Raw genomic sequence first — 9,793 nt, 5'->3', positions numbered from 1 at the left:
CACTAATAATAGAGAGTTGTGAAATCAAATCGTGAGCATTCATGCTGAGGCCTTATCCTGAGGTGCAGCTATAAGACCATAGACGTATTAAAAAGAAAACAAATATAAGCTACAGGTCAATATTTTCAGGAGGTTTCATGATTTTTCCCTGCGATACTGCCTCTTGCAGCCAGCCGGGTAATGTGTGATCAAGTGTCTGCTGATGATGGTATTGAGATTCCAGCAATGTTAATGACTGTTTGAACTTTCCGTATTCGATTTTAATGTTGTCAGCCACCGTTGCACTCCCCAGGCAAAACGGCACCATAACGCAAGGCAAAATCCCGAATATTGTGGTAGACCTTTAACAACTCGCTGGCCAGCGGCACGGCCCGGTTCAACGTCTCGGCATTCAGTTCACTGTCTTCCGGGTAGTCATGGGCAAAAGCATTGCGCATCTCACGAAATAAAGGCCATTGGGCTGCATTATCAATGGCCCCTATTTTTTCCAGCCGGTTGAGCTTGTCGATAAAGGTGTTCAGTGCCCCCTGCTCTCCCACTAAATCCAGCACGTGAGGAAAGAGTTTTGCCCCTATGGCATCCTGTAATTTACAGAACCGGGTGGAAAATTGGTCCATGTAAGCCACTTCAGTCGGGGTAAGGTTGTCAAATGCATTGACACTTAATGGAAACAGGCTTTCCACTTCGGCCATCACCCATTCAAGACGCAAGGCATGTCGGTCACAAATCCAGAGGGTGCGCCCGGTAACGTCTGCAATTTGTCGTCCGCTACTCATTCATTACCCCAGCTCTGTTGCCATTGAGTCGAATCCCGGTACTTCTGGCTTCATGGTGAATCGCTTCCCGGCGTTTTCCTCGTCGGTAAATGACCAGGTCAATTTTCTGGTCACCGATGTGCTGTTTGATGTCCACCAGGCTGTGGAGTTTGGCATCAAAAACCGCTTCCGGACTTTGCAGGTCGGTTTCTATATAGAGATCAATATCACCGCCACGCTGGTTATCATCAACTCTTGAGCCGAAGAGCCAGATGTCAGTTTTGGCACCAAAGTAATGCTGAAGCACGTTGCAAATATGGGCCGCATGTTCGTTTGTGATTCTCAATGGTATTAACCTGTCGTATACACCCACGAGAAAATCATGAAAGTGCCTGCCCAGCAAGGACTTCAGGGATTTTCATGATTTTTCCCTGTCCTAAACCCTGACTACAACATCAGCAAGAGTGATGCTAACCACCATCATACCGCCGACAATACCCCCTAACCCTCTCAGCAACATCAAGCAATACTGGCACAAATTTGAGAACCTGAGGAAAAATCAGGCTCAAAGCCTCTGGCTGATATTCATGGGCAATACTGTTTCTCAGTTCACGAATTTCTATAAATTCAATGGCGTTATTAATCAGACCTTTTTTCTCAGCCCGGTTGATTCTGTCGCGAACGGTACCTCCATGCTCCAGATCTATAACATCGATCAGGCGGAATATTTTCTGCAGCAAGATGTCATTAAAACGGGCAAAGCGAGCGGTGAGGGATTCAAACTTTTCCAGATCTTCAAGCTCTGGCATGTTTTCCTTTTCAAGGCTCACAGACTGGCAACGAGCCAAAGACCATTCAAGCAACTCCTCCATGTGCTTCATGCTTTCCAACTGTTGCTGCAATAGCAACAACTGGTCTTCTTTTATCGCTACCCGTCGTTTTTCGGCTTTGCCTTCATTCACAGAGAAACTCCTTCTGCCAATGCTATTCGAGTAAATGGGTCAGAATCATCAGCAGCAATGACCAAGTCTATTTTTTGTTCTCCCAGCTTTTCATAGAGCGCTAACCTGATCTTCTGTTTATCCGCCGAGTTCAATTTATGCGACAGAATCAGTAAGTCTATATCCCCACCTCTGGCCTGGTCATCAACTCTCGATCCAAAAAGCCAAATTTCAGCATCAGGGTCAAGCTGCCGGATAACTGTCACAATGGCTTGCTGCTCGGATTTAGTCAATCGCACCAGACACTCTCTCAATCATTGCTTAATTTTCACCTGCCGACTTCTTTAAGCTGGCTGAGCCAGTTCTGACAACAAACAAACCTCTTGCATAAGCTTCGGATTTTATGATAATTGACATTCTCTCCGAGCAAGACTTTTACTCTTTAAAATTCCGAAAAATAAAAAATATACCCAGCATTTATTCACGCTACCGCCCTTCAGATTACACTCTCTCTGAAAAGCAGCTTAAAAATTACCTACTATTTATTGACTAAATAGCTCTAGCAGGTATTGCAAAACCAGGAAGTTTGTGATCGACAGACTTATCTAACCATCACGCAGCATTACGATAAAGGGGTTAATCCTACACATGATCATCAGTGAAAACCACCTGCATTAAACGACAACTTTACAAAATAACCTTAAATACACTCAGGAAAACGAGACAATAATAGAAGATAAATCAATTCGAAGGAGAAACTTCAGCACCACCGCACAAAATTGCACCAACCATCAAAAACGAACCCACAACAAGCACCCTGTCCCTGCTAGTTGATACTTCTTTTAGTTGCTGAAAACCTAACTCTACATTTTCAGCGATAACAGGCAGTAGTTCAGAATATCTGGCAACCGCTTCACTCAGAACAGTCTTATCAAGCGCTCTGGGCGAATCAAAATCGGCAACCACCCACTCATCGACCACTTCAGACAGAGACTCGATAACTCCGTGATAATCCTTATCTTTGTAGATCCCAATCAGTGCACGAGTTTTTCCTGAGACCGGATCTGCCTTCAGGCGCTCTGCCAGCTTTGTTGCTGCCTGCGGATTATGCGCAACATCGAGAATAGCCTGAACTTTTTTCCCCCTTTTATTGATCTCCATCACTTTTTCATAACGACCAGGGAGGCTCGATATTTTTAAACCTTCTACGATTGCATCACGGCTTACAGCATCAGGTAAAAACTGAATTGTTTGCAGAGCAGTAGCAGCGTTATCAATAACTAATGCGGGCATAGGCAGGTCGACATACTCAATACATTCACCCGTTTTGTTTAAACCCTTCCAACTCCATGTTCTACTTTCTTCTTTTAGCTCGAATTCTTTATCTCTTCTGTACAGAGCTGACTCCAGCCTGACAGCTTCATCGACGATACTGCCTGGAGTCTCCACACCACCAAATATGGCTGGTTTTTCGGAGCGAAAAATACCTGCTTTTTCTTTTGCGATCGCTTCAATACTGTAACCCAACCAGTCCTGATGATCCAACCCTACTGTAGTGATTACGGAGACATCCGGCTCAATCACATTAGTGGCATCCAGACGACCGCCCAGCCCAACCTCCATAAGCGCAATGTCTACTTTTTCTTTCTGGAAAACATTTACGGCCAACAGCACTGCGAATTCGAAATAGGAAAGCCAGTCACCGCCAAGCCCGTCATTCACTTTTTGAAAGGAGGCACACAGGCTTTCATCGCTTGCTTCAACACCATTGACTTTAATACGCTCATTGAATCTATGCAGATGCGGGGAAGTGTAGACGCCTACTTTGTAACCAGCCGCCAGGAGAATAGATTCAAGAATAGCCACCGTTGATCCCTTGCCATTGGTACCCCCAACCGTGATAACGAATGGCGCGGGTTTTATAAGACCCAGCCTTTCCGACACTTTTCTTATTCTGTCCAGCCCAAGTTCCATTTCGTGTTCAGGCCGGGAGTTTTCCAACCAGTCAAGCCAATCAGACAGCTGCTCGAAGGGAGGCTGACCGTTTTGCTGGTATGTCATGCAGGGGATTCCTTAGAAGAACATCGTGAGGGACGTATGGTTGCATATTTGCTCAAATCATTCTATATCTGACCTTCGGGTGAATCCATTGTGGGGAATTTCGATGACTCAACAGCTTTACGAGACTGATTTTTATAGCTGGACACAGCAACAAGCCAATTTAATCCGTCAGGGTCGACTGGGAGAACTGGATTTGGATAACATTCTCGAGGAAATCGAAGGCATGGGAAGAAGCGAATATCGCCAGCTGAGTCATCGACTGGACGTATTGCTCATGCATCTTTTGAAGTGGAAATTCCAACCTGAAAACAGGAGCACAAGCTGGCAGGGTTCGATCAAAGAACAAAGATTCCGCCTAAAAAAACTCATTAAGGAAAATCCAGGACTTAGGCCTAGACTCCCTGAGGCTGCTACTGAAGCTTACGGCGCTGCGAAAATCACAGCATTCAAAGAGACTGGCCTGCCAGAAACCACATTCCCAACACAATGCGAGTGGCCCTTTGAACAGGTGATCAATGATGAGTTTTGGCCAGACTAACTCATTAATAAATTTCTAGTGTAGTGTGACTAACTAACGGTACATAAAGACTCCTAGCAACTATTGTTGATGTCATTCCAACCACTCAAATCCTTCCACGCCTGGCTTTGAACACATGATCTCTAATGAATTTTGGCGAGGCTAAAAATGCCTCAAATTAAATAGCCCTGTGCTTATTATTGTTATTTGTGAAAGGTCGTACTACCTTGAACTACTGCAAAATACTCCAGAGAGAGCAGCGCTATGCCCATGGCAGTCAAAAGCGTAAAATTTGAACAGGAAACGCTTGATAAACTTAATGAGCTAGCACGGATAAGAGATCGAGACGTCTCTTATCTAATCCGTGAAGCTGTGAATGATCTGATTGACAAGACAGCGTGGCAAATAGAAGAGGTTGAAAAGACACTAGAGGGTATTGACTCTGGAGAAGTCTCTACAAGACCACTGGGTGATTTTTTGACAGAAGCCAAAGAAAGTCTGTCTAAAAAGCCATGAAGTCAAGAATATCAAAACGAGCCGAGGATGACTTCCTCAGTCATATCGAACACCTTGATCGAATACACCCAAATGCTGCAGGCAAAATCGCTCAATTTATGCCGGCTACCCTGGAGCAAATTGAAGCATTCCCAGAGGCAGGCCATAAGGAACGCTTATATCGAAAGCTACCTGTTGCCGGAACTGAATACGTAGCTTACTACCGTATCAGTGCAGACGTAGTAGACATAGCCAGAATACTGCACTTAAAGCAACTCAGATGATTTTAACCCCCCCCCTGCGCTCACTCGGATTTAAAAAGACGCACAGCCACATTAATCCGGATAACGTGTATTCACCGTTATGCAAGATCAAGAAAAAACACTTTTTGAAATCTCCGGGTTAACTATGCAGCCATCACCCAGTTGCAGTAATCACCTCTTCTCCATCTGCACCGAATTCCGAATCCGACTCAACAGGCACTGAAGCCATTCCCTGCATTTTTCTGCAAAGTCGAGCAACCGTCGAACGCATTTCGCCCCGATCAACAATCATATCGATTGCCCCATGCTCCAGCAGAAACTCACTGCGCTGGAAGCCTTCAGGCAACTTTTCACGAACCGTCTGCTCGATAACGCGCGGACCCGCAAACCCGATTAATGCACCGGGCTCGGCAATATTCACATCACCCAACATTGCCAAAGAGGCAGATACACCTCCATAAACGGGATCTGTGAGCACAGAGAAATAAGGTACTCCCTGTTGTTTCATGCGCTCTAATGCTGCACTGGTTTTCGCCATCTGCATCAGGGAGAACAAAGCCTCTTGCATGCGGGCACCACCACTGGCTGAAAAACAAACAAAAGGAACCTTGAGTTCCAGACTCAGCTCTGCGGCACGGGCAAACTTCTCGCCAACAACAGAACCCATTGATCCACCCATAAAGCTGAATTCAAAAGCCACAGCAACCACAGGCAGACCATCCAGCTGGCCTTTCATAGCGACCAGAGCATCTTTTTCACCCGTCTGCTTTTGAGCGGATGCCAGACGGTCCTTGTATTTCTTTGAATCCCGGAACTTGAGCTTATCGACAGGCTCTATCTCAGAGAACAATTCTTCAGTAGTGCTTTTGTCCAGAAAGTACTCCAGACGCTTTCGGGCACCGATACGCATGTGGTGACTGCATTTTGGACAAACGTACAGATTTCTCTCAAGCTCTGGGCGATACAGAACCGACTCACACTTAACACACTTGCGCCATAATCCTTCTGGCACATTACTGCTCTTCTGCTGACTTGTAGAACGTGACAGCGAAGGTATCAATTTATCGACTAGCCAGTTACTCATTCACGCTACCTGTCTATTGGCAAGATTGAAAACAGAGAGCGCCTGAATGTTCAGGGCACTCCCTATTGTCTATCGCCTTAATTCATCGGGTTAACCTTTATCCATTGCCTGACGCATTGCTTGTAGATGACCAGAGACCCGGTCGATAGCACCTTCGCCCTGGCGTTGGTAATTGGCCAGCTCGGATACCAACAGGGACCCTACTACCACACCATCTGCAACCGAAGAAATGGCTGCTGCAGACTCACCATCACGAATACCAAAACCGACACCAACAGGCAGGTCGGTAAACCCTTTGATGTGAGCCACTCTGGACTGAACACTGCCGAGATCCAGCTTGTTTGAGCCTGTCACTCCCTTCACTGAAACGTAATATACGAACCCTGAAGCAACAGAGCAGATCTTTTGAATGCGCTCATCGGTGGTAGTGGGCGTAATCAGGTTGATCATATCAATCTGCCTGGGCTTTAAATGCTCAACCAGACCGCCAGCAAACTCCGCGGGCAAATCAACAATCAGTACACCGTCGACACCGGCTTCAGCGGCCCGCGCAGCAAACACCCCATAACCCATAACTTCTACCGGGTTAAGGTAGCCCATCAGGACAATCGGGGTCGTATTATCGTTTTCCCTGAAGCGAGTTACCATTGAAAAAACGTCATTCAATGTAACACCTTGTGATAATGCCCGCTCATGAGCCTCTGCAATCACCGGTCCGTCAGCCACAGGATCCGAAAACGGGAAACCCAATTCGATCAGATCAGCACCACTGGCTACCATCTTGTGCATGATGTCTACGGTCTTATCCGCCGGATCACCCGCCGTCACATAGGGCATCAAAGCCTTACGACCTTCCGAAGACAATCGCTCAAAGCATGGTTTAATTCTCATTATGATTTCTCCATCAATGCTTAGAACGAAAGTCCATCAATTTCAGCCACAGTATGAATATCCTTGTCGCCCCGACCAGACAGGTTGACAAGAATAATCTGATCTTTCTCCATGGTTGGAGCCAGTTGCTCAACAAAAGCCAGGGCATGAGAACTCTCAAGAGCCGGCATAATACCTTCCATACGTGTCAGGCTTCTGAATGCAGCCAAAGCCTCATCGTCTGTTACGCAGGGATATTCAGCACGACCGACAGATCTGAGATGACTGTGCTCGGGGCCTACTCCCGGGTAATCCAAACCAGCCGATACTGAATAGCTTTCAGTTATCTGACCATCGTCGTCACACATCAGGAAACTGCGCTGCCCCTGGAAAACGCCCTGCCTCTCTCCAGACATTCTTGCAGCATGCTCTCCAGACTCAACACCGTGACCACCGGCTTCAACACCGTAGATTTTGACGTCTTCATCCTGCAGAAATTCGTAGAATAATCCCATAGCGTTGGAGCCACCACCTACACAGGCCACCAGAGCATCGGGCAGACGCCGGGTCATTTCCAGACATTGCCTGCGAGCTTCACGACCAATAACACTCTGAAAATTACGCACCATTTCCGGATACGGATGAGGACCACAAACCGTTCCCAGAATATAAAAGGTTTCTTCCGGACGGGTCACCCAGTCACGGAGTGCTTCGTTGATAGCATCTTTCAATGTTTGAGAGCCACTCTCTACCGGCACAACTGTGGCCCCAAGCAGCTTCATCCGATAAACATTCAACGCCTGACGTTTAACGTCTTTGGCACCCATGTAAACGATACACTCCAGACCCAGCCTCGCGGCAACCGTGGCGGTAGCTACACCATGCTGACCTGCACCGGTTTCGGCAATGATCCTCTTTTTACCCATGTGTTTGGCCAGCAGCGCCTGACCAATTGCATGATTGATCTTGTGGGCACCGGTATGATTCAGATCTTCACGCTTCAGGTAGATTTGTGCACCACCGAGACTTTCAGACCAGCGCTCAGCATGATAGAGCGGTGAGGGCCTGCCTACGTAATGAGCCAGATCACGGTCAAAATCAGCCTGAAAATCGGGGTCATTCCAAAGCTTCTTGTAGGTCAATTCCAGCTCTTCAAGAACACACATGAGTGTTTCTGCAACATAGCGTCCACCAAAACGACCAAAATGACCGGATTCATCCGGCAGCTCGTGCAACTTTTTATAATCCAGAGTCTTATAATCTACAGTCATTGTTTTACCGCCTCGACAAAGGCTTTCATCTTTTCGGGGTCTTTGCCCCTGTCATTCTCTACACCACTGCTGACATCGACAGCAAAGGGCGCAACCTGTTCTATGGCTTGCGAAACGTTCTCAGGATTCAGACCACCCGCCAGAATAACGGGCTTATCCAGACTGTCCGGTATCAATTGCCAGTCAAAAGCCTCACCGGTTCCGCCGGGTATACCTTTACGATAAGAATCCAGAAGCAGACCACAGGCACCGGGATAAGCGGCAGCACTTTCCTCAACAGACGTCCCGGGACGTACTCTGAGTGCCTTGATATATCTTCTTCGCCATCGCTCACACTCCTGATCGGTCTCATTGCCGTGAAACTGCAACAGATCCAGCGGGACGTGATCCAGAACCTCCCGGATAACGGATTCCTCAGCATCAACAAACAAACCCACCAGGGTGATAAAAGGTGGGATTGCCGTGGCAATTTCTCGAGCCTTACGGACGGTCACAAACCGCTTGCTGGGCGCATAAAACACCACACCCAGTGCATCAGCACCCGCATTAACCGCTTCCAGCGCTTCTTCTACAGAGGTGACTCCACAGACCTTGATCCGAGTCTTCAACGATACCTCTCCTAATGCCTATAGCTGATAAAGAACGCCAATAGCATTCGATGACAGCGAACTCTCCCGATCATCAGACAAACCGGTTCAATAAGGTTTCTATGATGAGTAAGCGATGGGAGTCATTGAACAGGATGCTTCCATACAGCTTCCCCCTGCAGGAGCAGGAAATGAAACAGGATCTGAAAACAGAAGGTGGATGTTAGCAGAAACAGCCGACTCTTGTCTCATACTGAAAAGACAAGAGCCAAATCAAGAGTAAAACCCACCTCAGTTCAAACGCCTGGAAGGGTATTGACCCCTAATGGACAGATTGTAATAACGACCGACAGAATCAGCAGACAGCAAATCCTGATAGACACTCTCAGGCACATCGTAATATCGATAGAGACTGTCACTAACCACAAACTCGATTTCCAGTATCCGGGCTGTTGGATCATAGCCTGCAGATGCCAGCGCCGACGAGTCTACTGGCTGCCGATCAAAGGGTAAGGTTTCCAGACTGTAGGCAACGCTTCTGATCTGGTCCTTCAAAAACTGGCCACTGGGATCACCTAAAACATAACTCATCCCAAAGCTATGGTTTTTCCAGTCGTCGCTCACAGTACTGTTTGTTACATTGGCAGGCAAAGGTCCAAAGGCAGCGCTTCTCAATACATTAATCACCAGATCATCAGAAAGCGTCAGGTATCGGGTCACACTCTGCTGATCAACCGGATGACTCAGGGATAACCTACCTGACTGGCCGGAGTCGCGACTGACACCATGCCCATCAACTTCAACTCATTCCAGGCAATACCGCCAGTCGAAGTCTGATAAACCGAACGCCAGGACTCATTGCCATAAAAGTTCCCCTGAGAATGAGCCACTAGCAGCCTGTCGGACTTAAGACTGTCCTACTGCGGTTGCAATAAATTGGTCTAAAAAT

The 9,793-nt window shown here is 47.2% G+C and carries 15 protein-coding genes; 3 read left to right on the top strand and 12 right to left on the bottom strand.

Annotated features, from left to right (window positions below):
- Positions 1 to 109: 109 nt before the first annotated feature.
- The 6 genes from KDK17_RS02700 to folC form a co-directional block, all read right to left on the bottom strand.
- Entirely contained in the window at positions 110 to 277 is a 168-nt protein-coding gene (locus KDK17_RS02700) for a hypothetical protein (RefSeq protein ID WP_257252540.1), read from the bottom strand.
- A complete protein-coding gene (locus tag KDK17_RS02695) occupies positions 270 to 776 on the bottom strand; it encodes a hypothetical protein (RefSeq protein WP_257287285.1) in 507 nt (168 codons plus the stop codon). Before KDK17_RS02695 ends, KDK17_RS02700 begins: the two co-directional genes overlap by 8 nt.
- Complete coding sequence (locus KDK17_RS02690; protein WP_257281510.1) at positions 769 to 1,101, bottom strand: nucleotidyltransferase domain-containing protein; 333 nt, start codon at positions 1,099 to 1,101, stop codon at positions 769 to 771. The genes KDK17_RS02695 and KDK17_RS02690 overlap by 8 nt, the downstream gene beginning before the upstream one ends.
- A 124-nt stretch (positions 1,102 to 1,225) precedes the next feature.
- Positions 1,226 to 1,717 carry a hypothetical protein gene (locus KDK17_RS02685; protein ID WP_257252537.1) on the bottom strand — a complete coding sequence of 164 codons (492 nt, stop codon included), beginning with the start codon at positions 1,715 to 1,717 and terminating at the stop codon, positions 1,226 to 1,228.
- The gene (locus KDK17_RS02680) at positions 1,714 to 1,995 is read right to left on the bottom strand and encodes a nucleotidyltransferase domain-containing protein (protein ID WP_257252536.1); all 282 of its coding nucleotides are present in this window, start codon (positions 1,993 to 1,995) and stop codon (positions 1,714 to 1,716) included. The genes KDK17_RS02685 and KDK17_RS02680 overlap by 4 nt, the downstream gene beginning before the upstream one ends.
- A gap of 442 nt (positions 1,996 to 2,437) precedes the next feature.
- On the bottom strand, positions 2,438 to 3,757 hold the full coding sequence (gene folC / locus KDK17_RS02675) for a bifunctional tetrahydrofolate synthase/dihydrofolate synthase (protein WP_257287284.1): 1,320 nt from the start codon (positions 3,755 to 3,757) through the stop codon (positions 2,438 to 2,440).
- Between the two features lie 79 nt (positions 3,758 to 3,836).
- On the opposite strand from folC, the gene KDK17_RS02670 reads away from it, so the two are divergent.
- The 3 genes from KDK17_RS02670 (at position 3,837) to KDK17_RS02660 (ending at position 5,053) form a co-directional block, all read left to right on the top strand.
- Entirely contained in the window at positions 3,837 to 4,295 is a 459-nt protein-coding gene (locus KDK17_RS02670; protein WP_257287283.1) for a DUF29 domain-containing protein, read from the top strand.
- A gap of 249 nt (positions 4,296 to 4,544) precedes the next feature.
- Positions 4,545 to 4,790: a CopG family ribbon-helix-helix protein gene (locus KDK17_RS02665; protein ID WP_257276502.1), complete on the top strand. Its 246-nt coding sequence runs from the start codon at positions 4,545 to 4,547 to the stop codon at positions 4,788 to 4,790.
- Positions 4,787 to 5,053, top strand: coding sequence for a type II toxin-antitoxin system RelE/ParE family toxin (locus tag KDK17_RS02660; RefSeq protein ID WP_257287282.1), 267 nt, complete (start codon positions 4,787 to 4,789; stop codon positions 5,051 to 5,053). The genes KDK17_RS02665 and KDK17_RS02660 overlap by 4 nt, the downstream gene beginning before the upstream one ends.
- 133 nt (positions 5,054 to 5,186) lie before the next feature.
- Here the strand turns inward: KDK17_RS02660 and accD are convergent, their stop codons facing one another.
- From accD to KDK17_RS02630, 6 genes are all read right to left on the bottom strand, one after another.
- Complete coding sequence (gene accD / locus KDK17_RS02655) at positions 5,187 to 6,116, bottom strand: acetyl-CoA carboxylase, carboxyltransferase subunit beta (protein WP_257287281.1); 930 nt, start codon at positions 6,114 to 6,116, stop codon at positions 5,187 to 5,189.
- 90 nt (positions 6,117 to 6,206) lie between these two features.
- Positions 6,207 to 7,010, bottom strand: a complete 804-nt coding sequence (trpA, locus tag KDK17_RS02650; RefSeq protein ID WP_257287286.1) for a tryptophan synthase subunit alpha — start codon at positions 7,008 to 7,010, stop codon at positions 6,207 to 6,209.
- A 17-nt stretch (positions 7,011 to 7,027) separates the two neighbouring features.
- Positions 7,028 to 8,257 carry a tryptophan synthase subunit beta gene (gene trpB / locus KDK17_RS02645; RefSeq protein WP_257287280.1) on the bottom strand — a complete coding sequence of 410 codons (1,230 nt, stop codon included), beginning with the start codon at positions 8,255 to 8,257 and terminating at the stop codon, positions 7,028 to 7,030.
- Positions 8,254 to 8,865: a phosphoribosylanthranilate isomerase gene (locus KDK17_RS02640; RefSeq protein WP_257287279.1), complete on the bottom strand. Its 612-nt coding sequence runs from the start codon at positions 8,863 to 8,865 to the stop codon at positions 8,254 to 8,256. The genes trpB and KDK17_RS02640 overlap by 4 nt, the downstream gene beginning before the upstream one ends.
- Positions 8,866 to 9,135: 270 nt before the next feature.
- Positions 9,136 to 9,564 (bottom strand): KTSC domain-containing protein, encoded by a 429-nt coding sequence (locus tag KDK17_RS02635; RefSeq protein ID WP_257287278.1) that lies wholly within the window; start codon positions 9,562 to 9,564, stop codon positions 9,136 to 9,138.
- A 23-nt stretch (positions 9,565 to 9,587) separates the two neighbouring features.
- Positions 9,588 to 9,734, bottom strand: coding sequence for a hypothetical protein (locus tag KDK17_RS02630; protein WP_257287277.1), 147 nt, complete (start codon positions 9,732 to 9,734; stop codon positions 9,588 to 9,590).
- Positions 9,735 to 9,793: the final 59 nt, after the last annotated feature.

It is taken from the genome of Endozoicomonas sp. SESOKO2, assembly GCF_024606245.1.
Lineage (GTDB): Bacteria > Pseudomonadota > Gammaproteobacteria > Pseudomonadales > Endozoicomonadaceae > Endozoicomonas_A.
The sequence above is the reverse complement of the archived record's forward strand: the minus strand, read 5'-3'. Positions and strand labels throughout refer to the sequence as shown.

Bases quoted from the DNA above. Each gene is read 5' to 3' on its own strand.
- KDK17_RS02695 (WP_257287285.1), bottom strand. From the start codon at position 776: ATGAGTAGCGGACGACAAATTGCAGACGTTACCGGGCGCACCCTCTGG.
- KDK17_RS02660 (WP_257287282.1), top strand. From the start codon at position 4,787: ATGAAGTCAAGAATATCAAAACGAGCCGAGGATGACTTCCTCAGTCAT.
- KDK17_RS02665 (WP_257276502.1), top strand. From the start codon at position 4,545: ATGGCAGTCAAAAGCGTAAAATTTGAACAGGAAACGCTTGATAAACTT.
- trpB (WP_257287280.1), bottom strand. From the start codon at position 8,257: ATGACTGTAGATTATAAGACTCTGGATTATAAAAAGTTGCACGAGCTG.
- folC (WP_257287284.1), bottom strand. From the start codon at position 3,757: ATGACATACCAGCAAAACGGTCAGCCTCCCTTCGAGCAGCTGTCTGAT.
- accD (WP_257287281.1), bottom strand. From the start codon at position 6,116: ATGAGTAACTGGCTAGTCGATAAATTGATACCTTCGCTGTCACGTTCT.